This window comes from Neobacillus niacini, from assembly GCF_031457145.1.
Taxonomy (GTDB): Bacteria; Bacillota; Bacilli; order Bacillales; family Cytobacillaceae; genus Neobacillus; species Neobacillus niacini_J.
The window spans coordinates 14,158-29,293 of the sequence record NZ_JAVDVZ010000011.1 but is presented as its reverse complement, the minus strand read 5'-3'; the positions used below and the strand labels follow the sequence as shown (position 1 = coordinate 29,293).

Genomic DNA, 15,136 nt, shown 5'->3' with positions numbered 1-15,136 from the left:
TATTTGTATTCATCCTATTAATGGTGTAAATAATGGGTTTTGATTTGAATCGTTTTTTCACTATTCGCACCATTAAATTGAAATTTCCATTATCAGCATATGCATTTGGTTACTGAGATTCCTGCACTATTCGTCCAAAAAACATACAAAAATGAGGATAAAAAAGAAAAATATGGTATAATTCGGTATTACATTTACGATTTTGTTTCGGGGGGATATACATGAATAGTACGACTCAAAATTATTTTAATAATTTGCAAGCAGAGGACAAGGACTTACAATATGAGGCTTTTAATCAAATTATTAATGCTACTAATAAACAGGTGGATTGGGCCTATGAGGTTTGGGAACAATTGATAGCCGATTTAAAGGATTCCAATAATCATACGAGGTCAAGAGCGGCACAATTTCTTTGTAACTTGGCAAAAAGTGATCCTGAAAAAAGAATGATGAAAGACTTTTCTGCCGTATGGGAAGTATCTTTTGATAAAAAATTTGTTACAGCCAGGCATACACTACAATCTATTTGGAAAATAGGATTAGCAGGGGAAGAACAAAAAAATATGGTCCTTAACCAATTTGTTGATCGGTACATAAACTGTCTCCCGGAAAAAAACTATACATTGATTCGATTTGATATCATTCAAGGGCTTAGAAACTTGTATGATGCCATGAAAAATGAGGCAATAAAGGAGATTGCTTTAGAATTAATCGGTAAAGAAGAAGATCCAAAATATAAAAAGAAGTTCTCTTCCGTTTGGAAGGAAAAATGAAAAGGTGAAGTTTCTTGAGTCGCTTCTAAATACTCTTATGTTAAGTCTAGTGGAATTATTTTACCTTGTTGGACTTTTAATTGGTGTTGGTTTCCTTTTAGGCGTGTTAGAAAGATACTCGAATAAGTTTCTATTTAAAGCATTTGGGCCACGAGGAGTTTTGGCTACCGCTTGGATAGGGACACCCATCCATGAACTTGGCCATCTTCTTCAGTGCTTCATTTGGGGACATCGAGTAACAAGAGTTAGATTCTTGCAATTAAAAAGTCCTAATGGGGTTCTCGGATATGTAGAGCATCAATACAATGCAGGTAGTATTTATCATCAGATTGGAAATTTTTTTATAGGAATGGGACCGATTTTCAGCGGGATTGGTGCGTTGATTTTTGGCATGTATCTTTTAGTTCCAGAATCATATCAGTCTTTTAGAGAATATATTGTTCACTATGTCACTACTGATCTTCAAAATAGCAATGATTTAATGGTAATGGGGAATTCGGTGCTGACAATCACCAAAAGTCTCTTTACATTTAAAAATCTGTTCAATCCTCTATTTTGGATATTTCTCGTGCTGGCTGTCTGTATTTCCTCACATATTGCGTTGAGTAAGGCAGATATTAATGGGTCTGCCAAAGGACTATTAATGATATTTTTCGTTCTTTTTATAATGAACCTTGTTACTGGATTAGTAGGTATTGATACGTATACATTTATTGTGGGATTAACCAAATATAATGCCTATGTACTGGCTTTTTCTAGTATTGCGTTCCTTTTTTCATTAATGACGCTTTTGATATCTTATATTTTGTATAAACTGAAATCTGGCTGGTGATTATTATCGGATATAATTTAGGGGGGAGAAAGAAGGCTGAATTTATTGAAATTATTATCTGTTATGCTGGGCGGTTTCTTTGGAGCAATAACTAGATATAGTATTGGAGAATGGATACAAACAGATAATGGAATTCCTCTGGGAACATTGTCAATAAATCTCCTAGGTTGTTTTTTACTTGGTTGGTTCCTTACATTCTTCACACTAAGAAAAAATATAAAAACGGAATTTATTTTATTTATAGGAACGGGATTTATCGGATCATTCACTACTTTTTCTGCTTTTTCAGTTGAGACCGTCCTTTTGTTTCAAAATGGGCTCACTGTTTATGGGGTTCTGTATGTTTTAATCAGCATTATATTCGGAATACTGCTGGCTTTCATGGGCTTAAAGCTAGCTATAATTAATGTAGAAAAAGGGGAAACACGTTGATTTGGTTAATCGGTATAGGCGGTTCTTTAGGGGCAGCAGCTAGATATTTATTGGGTAATTATATGAATAAAAAAAAGAAACTCAACCCATTCCCATTTGGGACTTGGGTTATAAATATCACAGGTTCCTTTCTTTTAGGGCTGCTGGGCAATCTTCATTTGTTAAATGAAATTAGTCATGGGGTATGGTTTTTTGCTGGCATTGGTTTTTGTGGAGCATACACCACTTTCTCGACATTTGGGTATGAGGCGATTACCTTATTCCAATCAAATAAATTAAAGTTAGCGTGTGCCTATGTACTAACTTCGGTTATCTTAAGTATTGCAGCAGCTGGTTTAGGTTTTACTATTTCATTCACGCACGATTAATTTTTGTTTTTGCAATAGCAGCAAACACTTTTTTGATGCAATACTTTACCAATACTAAATCGGGAAAGCCCCTGCTTTTAAGTATGAGGATGAACCGATTTTTTTATTGCGCATTTAGGGTTTTTTTGGTAATATATATACGAACGTATGTTTGAATATAGTTGTAAAAGTAGGTGTGAAACATGGTGAAAGCAAAAACTCCTTCATTTATCATCGATGTAGAATTAAAAGGTACGAATAGAGACTTATTAATGATTGATGCTGAACTGGAAATTAATCGAGTGATTTATAATACTTCGTTGGGCGAGTATTTGAAGAGAGAAAAACAAATGAAAAGGACTAAACGATACAAAAAATTTGTCCGTATTTCAAGAGCCATAAAGTCACAGCTAGCTAAAAATAGTAACAAAGAAAAGATGGAGTATTATCGAGATGAACGGAAAAACCTCTCTGAAGAATTTAAAAAACTAAGAGAAGAATTTGGGTTAACAGAATATTCGATGCACGAATACATAAAAGAAGTTCGAAATCATTTTCATGGTAAGGTAAATTCAATCATTGCCCAAAAAACAGCGACAAGAGCATGGCACACTTTCAAAAAGAAATTGTTTGGACAAGCCAAAAAAGTGATATTTGTAAAGCGTGGAGAAATAGACTCCTTTGAAGGGAAAAACAACGATACAGGTTGGAGATTTAAAGATGGGAAAGTAATCTCAAATGATACGGTATTTGCACTGAAGGTAAAAGAAATGGATATGTATCTAAAAGAAGCTTTTCATCTACTAAACTCCCAACAAATATTTCAATACAAGAACAAAGAAGAGGAAACTGTTACAGACTTTTATAGGGTAAAATATGTTCGTATTTTAAAACGGGTCATCAGAGGTATCGTTCGCTACTATGCTCAACTGGTTTGTACGGGCTATCCTCCAGTAAAAAGAGACCGAAAAACAGGGCAAGGTAAGTATCCTTTAGGAAAAGGTCCGATTGGGATCGATATTGGTACATCCTCGATTGCCGTTTCAAGTACAACAAAGGTTTTATTGAAAAACCTGGCTGAAAACATTAAAAAAGTAGAGCATGTTCAACGAGATATCAGGTTATACAATAGAAAGCTAGACCGTTCGAAAAGAGCAACTAATCCACAGAACTTCGATGAAGCTGGCCGTATTAAAAAAGGTAAAAAGCAGTGGGAGTTTTCCAAGAACTATAAGAAACTAAAATCTCAATTGAAAGAGTTATACCGTAAATTAGCTTTATATCGAAAGTTTAGCCACCAATATGAAGTCAATCGAATGGTCATGTTAGGTGATACATTTTACGTCGAAGAAATGAATTTTAAAGCTCTCCAAAAACGTGCTAAAAAGACAGAAGTTAGTGAAAAAACAGGTAAGTATAAAAAGAAAAAACGCTTCGGTAAAACCATAGCCCGGCGTTCTCCCGCAGCCTTCGTGAGTATTCTATCGAAAAAAGTCACTGCTTTGGGTGGGACATTTATCAAAGTCAAGACATCCTCTTTTAAAGCTAGTCAATATGACCACAAAGCAGACAAATGCAAAAAGAAAGAATTATTAGAACGATGGCATAGATTTGATGATGATACCAAGGTCCAACGTGATTTATATTCTGCTTTTCTTTTAATGAATTCAGATTTGTTAGGAATTAAATCAGATAGAGTATCTTGTTTAAATAAGTTTGAGCAATTTTATAAATTTCACGAAGAAGAAATTGAGAAAATCGAGAATAAACAGGAAGTAATCTTAAATTCTGGTATCAAATTGAAAGGAAAAAGGCCAGAAGAATGTGCAGCCTAAAATTTTATTTCTTTACGGTTTGATGTAGCCGAGTTCGCAAGAACAAAAGATGTAGTCGTGAATGGTAACAGAGGTTGCTTTGACTACGAATGTTCAAACAGATAGTTCCAGTTCCTGTTTCCAAAGCCGTTTTCTTCCCGAAGAAAAGTGTGTGTACGAATAGGAGAAGACTAGGAAGTTATGAACCCACTGCATTTATGCATGTGGAGCATCAGATTTAAGAACTTTCCCTTAAATGAAACGTTTTTTGATATAAGGGAATCAGAATTACAATTTATTCCCTTAATATTTCCTGTGTTCACCGAATATAATTCATCGGAATACTTATTTTTAAGTGAAAGTAGGTATTAGGTATGAAAAGCAAAATACATCGGTGTAATTGCAGAAAAGTTTGGTCGATTCAAAACCGAAAATCAAAAGTTACTGCACATTCCATTCTTCTAACTGGTGAATGGTCTGCTGAGTTAAAACCCGAAAGGAAATGTGACCCAAGGGGTTTTGTCACAACAGATAGAAGTCAGGAGATAGTCATAAACCCTCCTCATGATTTTATAAAGAATTTTGTAAAAGTAGAAAAACTAATCTATGATAAGAAAAAAGTAAATTTCAACATAAAAAACGGTAAATATTTATTATTTGCTGAAGACGGCAACTGTTATATTTTGAAGAAGGATCCCGATAATTTACTATCAATTTAAAAAGGCTGTCAATCTAACAGCTTCTTTTTTTTGGGGGAAATTAAAAAGCGTCAAAATAATATCATAAAACTTTTATAAAAAAGGCTGTAGTCTATGGTAGATTTAATAGGATGTCTAGGTTTTAGTAGTTAAAATGTTAAAAACTGGAGCTAGATTCATTCCTATATATATAGTTTAATTGAATCCAAACAGAAAATTTGGGGTGCACCTTTGAAATACACGGGCAGAATTACATTACTTATGATATCTATTATGGTATCTACTATAGAAGCTTTTTCTGAAAAAACAACGAAATGGTCCATTCTTGAGGCACTTTTATTTGCTGTCATATCCTTCTTATTAGGGTGGATATATGATAAGGCAATCTACTATAAAAACAAAGCTGAACTAAGTGAATCTAGACTCTGGAAGTTATTGAAATACTCCCCAGAACCTATTATCGTTTACCAAAATGAAAAGATTGTATTTGCGAATGATAAGTTTGAAGAATTAGTTCAATTTTCTTCCACTCAAGTCATTGGAAATTCAATCTTTCAATACGTTTTACAGGAATACCATCCTATAGTAAGGAAACGGTTGCTAGAAATGTGCGAGGTGAATCCTAACCTTGATCGTATTGAATTAAAAATTCAAATAAAGCATAATCAGGTTTTAGATGTGGAGGTTTCTTCTGCTCCCATCATTTTTAATAATAAACCTGCAGTTGAAATGTTTCTAAGAGATGTCACAAAACGTAATAGATTAGAGGATGAGCTAAGGAAAAATGAAGAGCTCTATCGCTTCATAACTGAAAATACAACTGATCTTATTTCTTATCTAAATCCTAATGGCGTTTATGAATATTTTTCTCCATCTTGTTCGTGCATGTTGGACTATAAACAAGAGGATTTGATTGGAAAAAACCTTTTTGAATATTTACATCCTGAAGAGGTTGAAAAAGTCACTGCATTACTTTTAGAAGCGGATTCTGAATTGGATTTTGCGTCTTTTACGCACCGTCTAAAGAAAAATGATGGCACCTATATGTGGGTAGAAACAAATGCGCGAACCATTAGAGAGAATTCTCGAAAGCTGGAAGGAATAGTAGCTGTTTCACGAGATATTACTGAGCGTTTAGAAAAAGAAACTAGATTGAACGAAACGAATATGATGTTACGTTATCTATCCAATATGGACGGTCTAACAGGTATTCCTAATCGCCGATACTTTGATGTAAAATTAAAAGAAGAATGGAACCGGACGAAGCGTAATTCTATGCCTTTTTCAGCCATCATGATTGATATTGATTATTTCAAAAAATATAATGATTTAAATGGTCATCAAGCGGGCGATGACTGTTTAAGGCAAATTGCCACGGCTTTAAATGAAACCCTTAAGAGATCTGGTGATTTTGCAGCAAGATATGGAGGCGAGGAATTCGTGATATTGCTCCCAGAAACAGATGAACAGGGAGCGGCTCAGGTTGCTGAATTATTAAGTTCGAATGTAAAAAAACTAAACATCCCATACAGTGTATTTGAAACAGAACCAATTGTCAGCATTAGTATAGGCTGTGCAACATTAACACCAGATGACAAGCTGAAACCCGAAGATTTAATTAAACTTGCTGATTCACGGCTTTATTTAGCAAAAGATAGCCGAAAAAATCAACTTACTTTCAATCAACTCACCCACCTAGGATAGTGCTAGGTGGTTTTTGTATATCTACATGTGTATTTTTTTAAAAGTAAAGGAAAATAAGCTAGGGGTAAAGAAAATGGGGGTACATAAGAATGAATTCTAAATACTCACCAGTTCCTAGTTATTAGTTAATTGGAAGTTGGAATAAAATAAAACTATAGTACCATAATAGTCTTAGTGTTATCCATTAACACTAAACTTCAATGTGGAGGTATATACTTTGAATATACTCTTAAGCTTACTAAGAACCTTCATACTTATCGGAATTAGGTTAACATATGTCATTAATTATGATAAATCTAAGTTGTATATTATGTTAAGGAAGCCGATGCAACTAAGCCCAGTGTATTCATAAAGTATTGTCGATTCGCATTGTAGAAAGGAAAGGTGAGCACAGAGTATGCTTGCCTTTTTTTAATGTAGGCTGTGTTAAACTCGTCTGTTGATTTGCACTCTTTTACCCGAAACCATGTATGAATAGTGAATTGGGTAATCATAGAAAGTCTATGATTACCACCAAGGGTAAAATAGAGGGGCTCTATTTGCTCGGAAACCATGTGTGAATAGTAAATTAGTAAAATAACCGTTACAGAATCAACACTAACTTTTAACATAGCCTTAATGTAGAAAAGTCCAATACACTATTGGACTTTTTTTGGCAACGAGTTATTACTTTAGAATATCCTTGTATTCTTTTCCTTTCTGCACATAGTTTTCGCTAGAGTATCGTAACATCTGCAAATCTTTGTCTGTCAATTCACGTACCACCCTTCCAGGAGAACCGATAACGAGTGAGCGAGGTGGAATTTTAATTCCACCAGCTAAAAGCGTATTTGCTCCGATAATACATTCTTCACCAACTTCGACATTGTCTAATAAGGTAGACCCCATTCCGATAATAGAACTACTGCCAATCTTACAGCCATGTAAAATAACATTATGACCAATCGTAACATCGTCGCCAATTACAACAGGAGAACCTTCATAGAGGTGAATAGTGGAGTTATCTTGAATACTACATCTTTTCCCAACTTCGATTGGACCGTCATCTCCCCGCAAAACAGCATTAAACCAAACGGTAGATTCCTCTCCAATCGTTACATCACCAATTATATAGGCTCCTGGTGCTACAAATACACTTTCATGAACTTTGGGCGTAATGCCATTATAGGGAATATGCATGTCTCTCTCCTTTATATTCAGAATTGTTTTACATATTAGCAAGATTATACCATCATTATCAAGAGAAAGAGAATCGTTTGTATTAGAAAATACAACTTTTAAACTGTATCAGTGTACCAAATACCTCTATTCAAGTATCAATTTGACTAGTAGAAAATAACCATTTTATAAAAATGGAGAAAATTACCCCAATAAAAAGACCGATAATAAGTAAATTGAAAGAGGTGTAATCGACGCATTTAATGGGAGGTTGCTCCTCTTTTTATATGAAAGCGCTTTAAAAGTTAACGAAATAATTAAAATAGTCAAATAATATTGACGAAGCCCATTTACAGTGATAATCTTATTAATAATTTATAATTGTTCAATGACGAGAAGAGTAGGGTTTGCTTGTTGTCCCAAGAGAGTCGACATTTGCTGGGAGTCGATGGCAGGGCTTATCCGAAGATCATCTCTGAGATGTATAGCTGAAAGATCGACAGTAAGCTATACCGGTATAGTCCGCCGTTACATGGAACACGTATGATTTTCATACGTTAATCGAGAGTCGCAGCCTGTTTGTTTTTGCTGCGGAAGTAGGGTGGTATCGCGAGTTAACTCGTCCCTATACAATGGGGCGGGTTTTTTGTTGTTCAAAAAACAAATTAACGCCTTTGAAAATGGCAAATTTTTAATTGAAAGAAAGAGGAGGAAAGTGAAATGAGTCAACAAGTTGATCAAAAAGAAAGAGCTTTTCAAGTAGAGGATATTATTATTGCCAGCCACTCCATCAAGGATGTGATTTCGCCAACTCCTCTACAGTATAATCACTTATTATCTGAGCGCTATGGCTGTCATATTTATTTAAAGCGTGAGGACCTGAATAGTGTTCGATCCTTTAAAATCCGTGGTGCTTACAATCGCATCAAAAAATTGACAGAAGAAGAATTGGAAAATGGGATTATTTGTGCAAGTGCAGGAAATCACGCCCAGGGGGTTGCCTATTCTTGCAATCATTTAAAGATTAATGGAAAGGTCTTTATGCCTAGTACAACGCCAAAACAAAAGGTTAATCAAGTGAAGTTTTGGGGTAAGGAACATGTGGAGATTGTTTTAGTAGGAGATACGTTTGACGATGCCTACGAAAAAGCGATGGAATGCAGTCAATTAGAAAACAGAACGTTTATCCACCCGTTCGATGATCCAGATGTCATTGCCGGTCAAGGGACTGTAGCGGTGGAGCTGTTAAATGAATGCCCAGAAAAAATTGATTACCTATTTGCAGCAATTGGTGGAGGAGGTCTTGTTTCTGGTGTTGGTACCTATATGCAGCATTTTTCACCTGAGACAAGTATCATTGGAGTCGAGCCGCAGGGAGCTGCAGGAATGAAGGAGTCGTTTTTAAAAGGTGAAGTGACTTCATTGAAAGAAATTGACCCATTTGTGGATGGTGCAGCGGTGAAGACGGTCGGTTCATTGACCTATAACATCTGTAAAGAATTCGTGAAGGATATTGTCGTTGTTCCCGAAGGGAAGGTTTGTACCACATTACTATCTCTTTATAATGAAAATGCCATCGTCGTTGAGCCAACAGGTGCGCTGTCGATTGCAGCGTTAGATGAATATGCAGAAGAAATCAAAGGAAAAACAGTTGTCTGCATCGTCAGTGGAGGTAACAATGATATCGGTCGTATGCAAGAAATTAAAGAGCGCTCGAAGATCTATGAAGGACTACGTTATTACTTTATTGTCCAATTTCCACAACGGCCAGGTGCATTACGTGAATTTCTAGATGATGTCTTGGGTCCAAATGATGACATTAGCCATTTCGAATATACGAAAAAGAATAATCGTGAAACCGGACCAGCGTTAGTCGGGATTGAACTGAAGTCTAAAGAAGATTACTTCCCATTGATTGAACGGATTAAAGTAAAAGGATTTGTTTACCGCGAATTAAATAATGACAGTACCTTGTATCAAATGCTTGTATAGTGAAAAAGAGCCCAATTATGGGCTCTTTCTATTCTAATTTAAAAATGGCCTCTCCCACTCCTAAATCTGTTTGAAGGTTAATAATTACATCTGCATCTTCGTACGCTTCATTGACATAAACACCATTGCCTTTCGAAATGAAACCAACAAAATCCGCAGTTCCAATTCCTTTTGAGGATTCTATTTTTACACCAATATCCTTAGGAAGAATAATCGTTGATTGCCCAACTCCTAAAGCTAGGGCAGCATCAAAGCTTTCGTTCCACTTGCCTCCGAGATCAATGGTAATATTGCCTACACCAGCATTTACATCTAATTCTTTAAGGTTTAATCCTTTTAAATCTAAATTTGTATCAGAAGCCCCTGAATTAACACGTAAATCTAGGGGTATCTCATCCGTTAGGGTTAGATTCCACACATTCTTTAATTCTCCGATTTTTATTTTATCAAGCAGCCCTTTATTCTCTTGTTCAATAACTCCAATCCCTTTATCTCCTTTCAGCTTATAGGAGAACTCAGGTTTTAGCTTGTCTTGATTATAGTTAATGGAACCTTCAACCCATTCGTCTGCACCTATTTCAACATTCAGTTCTCCGGCACCAAGGTTTAGTTCAAGCTGCAATTCTTTAGCCTTATCTTTCTCTATCGTAACCCTACCGTTATCTTCACTTCCATTTGCAAATATTCCACATCCTGATATAACAACAAGTAATGAAACTGCCAACGCACTAGACAAAATTTTCTTTTTCATTATTAATTCCCCCGTTTCTTTAACTACCATCATTGTACGAAAACCAATCAGGTAAAAAAAACGGCTCTAGATGGAATCTTTTCTAAGACTTAAGACTTATGGAAAATAATACCTTTATAGATTTATTTTACCACTTTTATAGAAGTATAACTATTTATAACATGTAGAGGGTCCGTTAAATACCCTAGCACTGTAAATGCATTATCAATTATAATTATGAAAAGAAAAAATATTGAAGCAAGGTGGGGGCTCTATGTCAAAAACAATTTATACAAATGGATTAATCTATACACTCGATTCCAACCAGCCGTTGGTTGAGTCTGTCGTGGTTGAGAATGGCAGAATTATAGATTTAGGTACACATCTTGAGATGACTCTGCAATGGGGAAGAGCAGGATCAATAATCGTCGATTTACAAAGGAAAATGGTTACCCCGGGTCTGATTGACAGCCATTTACACATGTCAGGTGTGGCGTTCAATTTCTTAGATTTAGATTTGACCGGGGTTAAATCGAAAGCTGATATGCTAGATAAAATAAAGCAAAAAGCGAATACTGTCGACCCTGGAAAATGGTTGATTGGAATGGGCTGGGATGAAAATCTCTTTACTGAAGGCTCTATTCCTACTATAGAAGAATTAGATTTTGTTGCACCACATTGTCCCATTTACCTAAAACGAGTTTGTCACCACGCATTTTTAGTAAATAGTAAGGCACTTGAAATGAGTCATTATCATCCTTCTATTGATGTGCCTAAGGGAGGAAGTGTTGTCCTAGATTCACATTCCAAAAAACCTACGGGGTTGCTGTTGGAGTCAGCTTCCCAATTAGTCACTAAACACATTCCAGAGAAAACATACGAAGAATTAAAAAATGGTTTGAGACAGGCGATGAAATTTGCTGTTAAAAAAGGGTTAACAAGCGTACATACAAATGACCCTGCTTACCTTGGCGGCCTAGAACAAACCTACAAAATGTATGATGAATTACTGAATCAAGAACAAAATGGGTTACGTAGCAATCTATTGATTGATTATCCTTTTTTACCTGATTTAAAGGAAAAAGGAATGTTTGCTGGCTTTGGTAATGAGAAATTACAAATTGGTGCCATAAAAATATTCGCAGATGGAGCATTTGGTAGAAGGACTGCGTTGTTATCGGAGCCATATAGTGATAATCCAAGTCAATATGGGGAAGCGATGCAAACACAAGATGTCCTATATAGCATTGTGAAAGAGGCAAGGGAGCTATCCTTCCCAATTGCCGTGCATACCATCGGTGATAAAGCTTTGGAAGATGTCCTCGACATCCTAGATCAATTTCCAAAAGTGAATTATCGCGATCGGATTATTCATGCTTCCTTAGTAAGAGAAGATTTAATTCAAAGATTGGTGGATCCTAGTATCGTAGCTGATATTCAGCCAAGGTTTGTTGTGGGGGATTATCCTTGGGTAATCGAACGGATAGGTAAAAAGCGAGAGGCTTATTTATATGCATGGAAATCCTTATTAGCTAATGGTGTTATCTGTGCGGGTGGCTCTGATGCACCAGTAGAACCTGTTGACCCATTGCTAGGTATCCATGCCGCAGTTACCAGGAAAACACCAGGTAAACTTGAGACCTGGAATGAGGGGCAGAAAATCTCCATGCTAGAAGCCGTGAAGACTTTTACAATTGGCGGTGCCTATGCAACAAACGAAGAAGCGACAAAGGGTACGATTTCAAGAGGAAAATTAGCGGACATGACCGTCTATTCAAAGAATCTTTTTTCAATAGAGAACCCTGACGAATTGCTAGAAACAAACATTGAAATGACCATTATTGACGGGGAAATTCAAGAAGTATAACAACATGCACAAAACAGAATAACCTTGGACGAACGATGATAGTTAAACGCTATGGCTCAATCATAATATTAGATACCTGATAACAAAGATAATAAAATTGTTTAAGAGTCTGCAATAAATGATCAATTTAAAATAGTAAAATAGAGTAGGGGTGTCGAGCAATGGATGATCGTTTTTTTCGAAATGCAATGGGGAAATTTGCAACGGGGATTACCGTTGTTTCAACTGAAGTAAATGGGGAAGCACATGGAATGACAGCAAATGCGTTTGTTTCTGTCTCTTTAACTCCAAAATTAGTTCTTGTATCAATCGATAAAAGAGCAAGAATGCTGCCACTTATCCAACAATCCAAAAAATTTGCTGTAAGCTTCTTATCTGCTGACCAAGAAAATGAATCAATGCGTTTTGCTGGCCAAATTAAGGAGGAAACTCCTTATAGCTTTGAGCAATTCGGTGAATTACCAGTTATCCAGGGCGCACTAGCTAACATGACCTGTAATCTTTATAACGAGGTTGATGCAGGGGATCACGTTTTATTCATTGGTGAGGTTACTGATCTTAAAGTCAATGAAGGGGATCCGTTATTGTATTTCGGAGGTCAATACCGTAAATTATCAGAATAACTAACTTCAAAAAGCTGTCGTATGGCAGCTTTTTCTTATTGTACTTCTAGCCTAGTATTGTACAATAAAAACAGGAGGGGTCGATTTTGTTAAAAAGATTAAGACTTATTTTAGGAATTGTAGTACTTTTATTAGCTGGATTTGGATTAATAACGAAAAACTTCGTGGCACAGCCATTTATGATGCTAGGTCTAAGTGCCTTTATATTAGTTGGCGGTATCAATGAGCTCCAACAAGGTAATAAACGTCGTGGGTATATGAATATCTTCCTTTGTGTATTTGTTTTAGCGGTTTTGGTGCAATCATTTGTCAAATAAAATGGCAACGGAGAAATATTAAAGGTGGATCCGGTGCTGTAACAGGCTTCAGGATTTGGGTTTGCATGAGTAAGATAATAATAGTAAAAAGCCATCTGAAATTCAGATGGCTTTTTATCTTTTTACTGCGGCTAAAATAAATATTGTTACAATAATAGAGAGTGCACCTATCCATTCTATGGGGCTAAACGGAACATGAAGCCAAGCCACTGCAAGGAAAGCAGCCGAAAGTGGTTCGATACAGGCTAAAAGGCTGGCTTCTGAGGCATTTATGTATTTCAGGCTTTGCATAAAGCACAAGAATGCGATTAAAGTGCCAACAATAACAACAAAAGCAACCGCAATAAAAGAAGTGAGTGACCAGTGACCTTCAAATCTCCAAGGAGGATGTATAAAGCACATAACAATACCGCCGATCATCATCCCCCAGCCAACTGTTAAAGTCGTACCCCATTTGGATAGCAGACCGACAGGAAACAGGGTATAAAAAGCAAGTGCAAAAGCAGATAAAATTCCCCATCCAAAGGCAGGACCAGAAATCGATAGTGTCTGGATATTCCCTTTTGTTACGAGCAAAATTGTTCCACCCAGCGCTAAAACAATCGCAATCACTTCATGATTTACTGGCAATGTTTTTGCACGGAAGCATAAATATAAGGCGATGATAACTGGTGCCAAGTATTGTAGAACGGTAGCAGTTGCGGCATTTCCATGCTCTATGGCTGCAAAAAAAGTATACTGAACACCAAGCATTCCGATTATCCCAAATGCAACGAGTTGAAAAATATCTTGTTTACTTTTCCAAATACTCCATATATTTTGTTTCCCAACAGTTTGAGAGTAAAAGAGCAAGCCCATTCCCGCTAAAAGCAGCCGAACGACTACAAGCCAGCTTGAACTAAAGCCTTGCTGATGAAAAAGAAATTGAGCAACAGTTCCAGATACTCCCCATGATGTTGCCGCAATTAACACTAATACAATTCCTCTTGCCCTTGGATACGACATAACAGCACCCAGTGTATTCATAAATATCCCCTCCAAAACAACCATTCTATTAATTTAGCAGAAACAGCAGAGGTTTAAAAGAGGGGATGAGAAAAATTTGTTGGAATCTTCGCTCTTTGGCGAGTAAAGTAGTAATTCTCGCGACTAACATCCTAATTAGTTCGCTAGCATTTGAAGTATCCCTCCATTATTTGACAATTTTTCAAAAAGAAAAAGCCATTAGGCAGTAAATATCTGCTTAATGGCTCTTACGATTATCTAGGAGTTAAGGTCTTTACAGAAATGGCAGGGGAATAATTGGTCACTATACATCCTTCTAATTGCTGCTCACTTAACAATCCAAGTTGGATTGCTGATTTAATTTTTACATCATCTGGTTTTTTTACAACTTGAATGAGGTCGCTCATCTGTAACTCCTCTAATCTTCGAACAGTAATTTCTTCGTTATATTTTTCAACCTTTCTTATTTGCCGCTGCAGTTTATAACCATTTATTGTAACCTCGGCTTTATTATCAGGACCAACCAGGTTATTAAAGTAGTCATGAAAAGTGTCCTTTAATTGAGTCATTTCCAACTCAATTTCCTTTTTCTTTTTATTAAGTTCGTAATATTTAACCAGCATCTCATCTGTTATGAAGGAATCATTCTGTTTCACCAAGATCCTCTCCTCCTCATCGAACGTATATTCTAATATATTAGCTTCCAATTGCAAATAGTACGATTAATCATCTACAATATTTTTAAATATTAATTTTTCGCAGAAAATTATACGAATAATATTAGTCTGAAAGACCTAACGGAAAAACATGGTATTCCCTACATACTTGGATTTGCTTCTATATT

Annotated in this window: 16 protein-coding genes and 1 other annotated feature; of the genes, 11 read left to right on the top strand and 5 right to left on the bottom strand. The window is 36.1% G+C overall.

The annotated features are described in order from the left end of the window. Positions 1-221: 221 nt before the first annotated feature. The 7 genes from J2Y03_RS21150 (at position 222) to J2Y03_RS21120 (ending at position 6,600) form a co-directional block, all read left to right on the top strand. Positions 222-773, top strand: a complete 552-nt coding sequence (locus tag J2Y03_RS21150) for a hypothetical protein (protein ID WP_310197882.1) — start codon at positions 222-224, stop codon at positions 771-773. Between the two features lie 37 nt (positions 774-810). Further along, a complete protein-coding gene (locus J2Y03_RS21145; RefSeq protein ID WP_310197880.1) occupies positions 811-1,605 on the top strand; it encodes a hypothetical protein in 795 nt (264 codons plus the stop codon). A 45-nt stretch (positions 1,606-1,650) separates the two neighbouring features. After that, positions 1,651-2,037 carry a fluoride efflux transporter CrcB gene (gene crcB, locus J2Y03_RS21140; protein ID WP_310197877.1) on the top strand — a complete coding sequence of 129 codons (387 nt, stop codon included), beginning with the start codon at positions 1,651-1,653 and terminating at the stop codon, positions 2,035-2,037. After that, the gene (crcB, locus tag J2Y03_RS21135; RefSeq protein ID WP_310197875.1) at positions 2,034-2,405 is read left to right on the top strand and encodes a fluoride efflux transporter CrcB; all 372 of its coding nucleotides are present in this window, start codon (positions 2,034-2,036) and stop codon (positions 2,403-2,405) included. The genes crcB (J2Y03_RS21140) and crcB (J2Y03_RS21135) overlap by 4 nt, the downstream gene beginning before the upstream one ends. A gap of 185 nt (positions 2,406-2,590) precedes the next feature. Continuing rightward, complete coding sequence (locus J2Y03_RS21130; protein ID WP_310197872.1) at positions 2,591-4,219, top strand: transposase; 1,629 nt, start codon at positions 2,591-2,593, stop codon at positions 4,217-4,219. A 353-nt stretch (positions 4,220-4,572) separates the two neighbouring features. Then, positions 4,573-4,917 (top strand): hypothetical protein, encoded by a 345-nt coding sequence (locus J2Y03_RS21125; protein ID WP_310197869.1) that lies wholly within the window; start codon positions 4,573-4,575, stop codon positions 4,915-4,917. Positions 4,918-5,157: 240 nt separating this feature from the next. Then, entirely contained in the window at positions 5,158-6,600 is a 1,443-nt protein-coding gene (locus tag J2Y03_RS21120; protein ID WP_310197866.1) for a diguanylate cyclase domain-containing protein, read from the top strand. Between the two features lie 308 nt (positions 6,601-6,908). Here J2Y03_RS21120 and J2Y03_RS21115 read toward each other — a convergent pair whose 3' ends face one another. Both J2Y03_RS21115 and J2Y03_RS21110 read right to left on the bottom strand, forming a co-directional pair. Next, positions 6,909-7,211 carry a hypothetical protein gene (locus tag J2Y03_RS21115; RefSeq protein ID WP_310197864.1) on the bottom strand — a complete coding sequence of 101 codons (303 nt, stop codon included), beginning with the start codon at positions 7,209-7,211 and terminating at the stop codon, positions 6,909-6,911. A gap of 55 nt (positions 7,212-7,266) precedes the next feature. Continuing rightward, entirely contained in the window at positions 7,267-7,779 is a 513-nt protein-coding gene (locus J2Y03_RS21110) for a gamma carbonic anhydrase family protein (RefSeq protein WP_310197862.1), read from the bottom strand. Between the two features lie 358 nt (positions 7,780-8,137). Continuing rightward, positions 8,138-8,388, top strand: a binding site (T-box leader). Positions 8,389-8,478: 90 nt separating this feature from the next. On the opposite strand from J2Y03_RS21110, the gene ilvA reads away from it, so the two are divergent. Further along, positions 8,479-9,750, top strand: coding sequence for a threonine ammonia-lyase IlvA (gene ilvA, locus J2Y03_RS21105; protein WP_132086479.1), 1,272 nt, complete (start codon positions 8,479-8,481; stop codon positions 9,748-9,750). Positions 9,751-9,778: 28 nt separating this feature from the next. On the opposite strand, the gene J2Y03_RS21100 is transcribed toward ilvA, so the two are convergent. After that, entirely contained in the window at positions 9,779-10,501 is a 723-nt protein-coding gene (locus J2Y03_RS21100) for a toast rack family protein (RefSeq protein ID WP_310197859.1), read from the bottom strand. A 253-nt stretch (positions 10,502-10,754) separates the two neighbouring features. On the opposite strand from J2Y03_RS21100, the gene J2Y03_RS21095 reads away from it, so the two are divergent. The 3 genes from J2Y03_RS21095 (at position 10,755) to J2Y03_RS21085 (ending at position 13,287) form a co-directional block, all read left to right on the top strand. Next, positions 10,755-12,347: an amidohydrolase gene (locus J2Y03_RS21095; protein ID WP_310197856.1), complete on the top strand. Its 1,593-nt coding sequence runs from the start codon at positions 10,755-10,757 to the stop codon at positions 12,345-12,347. A gap of 161 nt (positions 12,348-12,508) precedes the next feature. Continuing rightward, positions 12,509-12,970: a flavin reductase family protein gene (locus J2Y03_RS21090; protein WP_310197854.1), complete on the top strand. Its 462-nt coding sequence runs from the start codon at positions 12,509-12,511 to the stop codon at positions 12,968-12,970. Between the two features lie 86 nt (positions 12,971-13,056). Next, the gene (locus tag J2Y03_RS21085; protein WP_310197851.1) at positions 13,057-13,287 is read left to right on the top strand and encodes a hypothetical protein; all 231 of its coding nucleotides are present in this window, start codon (positions 13,057-13,059) and stop codon (positions 13,285-13,287) included. Positions 13,288-13,401: 114 nt separating this feature from the next. Here the strand turns inward: J2Y03_RS21085 and J2Y03_RS21080 are convergent, their stop codons facing one another. After that, positions 13,402-14,313: an EamA family transporter gene (locus J2Y03_RS21080; RefSeq protein ID WP_310197848.1), complete on the bottom strand. Its 912-nt coding sequence runs from the start codon at positions 14,311-14,313 to the stop codon at positions 13,402-13,404. Positions 14,314-14,546: 233 nt separating this feature from the next. Next, on the bottom strand, positions 14,547-14,948 hold the full coding sequence (locus J2Y03_RS21075; protein WP_310198318.1) for a hypothetical protein: 402 nt from the start codon (positions 14,946-14,948) through the stop codon (positions 14,547-14,549). Between the last annotated feature and the right edge of the window lie 188 nt (positions 14,949-15,136).

Excerpts from the sequence above, each read along its gene's own strand:
- J2Y03_RS21150 (WP_310197882.1), top strand. The coding sequence starts at position 222 with ATGAATAGTACGACTCAAAATTATTTTAATAATTTGCAAGCAGAGGAC.
- J2Y03_RS21145 (WP_310197880.1), top strand. The coding sequence starts at position 811 with ATGTTAAGTCTAGTGGAATTATTTTACCTTGTTGGACTTTTAATTGGT.
- J2Y03_RS21125 (WP_310197869.1), top strand. The coding sequence starts at position 4,573 with ATGAAAAGCAAAATACATCGGTGTAATTGCAGAAAAGTTTGGTCGATT.
- J2Y03_RS21120 (WP_310197866.1), top strand. The coding sequence starts at position 5,158 with ATGATATCTATTATGGTATCTACTATAGAAGCTTTTTCTGAAAAAACA.
- J2Y03_RS21115 (WP_310197864.1), bottom strand. The coding sequence starts at position 7,211 with ATGTTAAAAGTTAGTGTTGATTCTGTAACGGTTATTTTACTAATTTAC.
- J2Y03_RS21110 (WP_310197862.1), bottom strand. The coding sequence starts at position 7,779 with ATGCATATTCCCTATAATGGCATTACGCCCAAAGTTCATGAAAGTGTA.
- ilvA (WP_132086479.1), top strand. The coding sequence starts at position 8,479 with ATGAGTCAACAAGTTGATCAAAAAGAAAGAGCTTTTCAAGTAGAGGAT.
- J2Y03_RS21100 (WP_310197859.1), bottom strand. The coding sequence starts at position 10,501 with ATGAAAAAGAAAATTTTGTCTAGTGCGTTGGCAGTTTCATTACTTGTT.
- J2Y03_RS21095 (WP_310197856.1), top strand. The coding sequence starts at position 10,755 with ATGTCAAAAACAATTTATACAAATGGATTAATCTATACACTCGATTCC.
- J2Y03_RS21090 (WP_310197854.1), top strand. The coding sequence starts at position 12,509 with ATGGATGATCGTTTTTTTCGAAATGCAATGGGGAAATTTGCAACGGGG.
- J2Y03_RS21080 (WP_310197848.1), bottom strand. The coding sequence starts at position 14,313 with ATGAATACACTGGGTGCTGTTATGTCGTATCCAAGGGCAAGAGGAATT.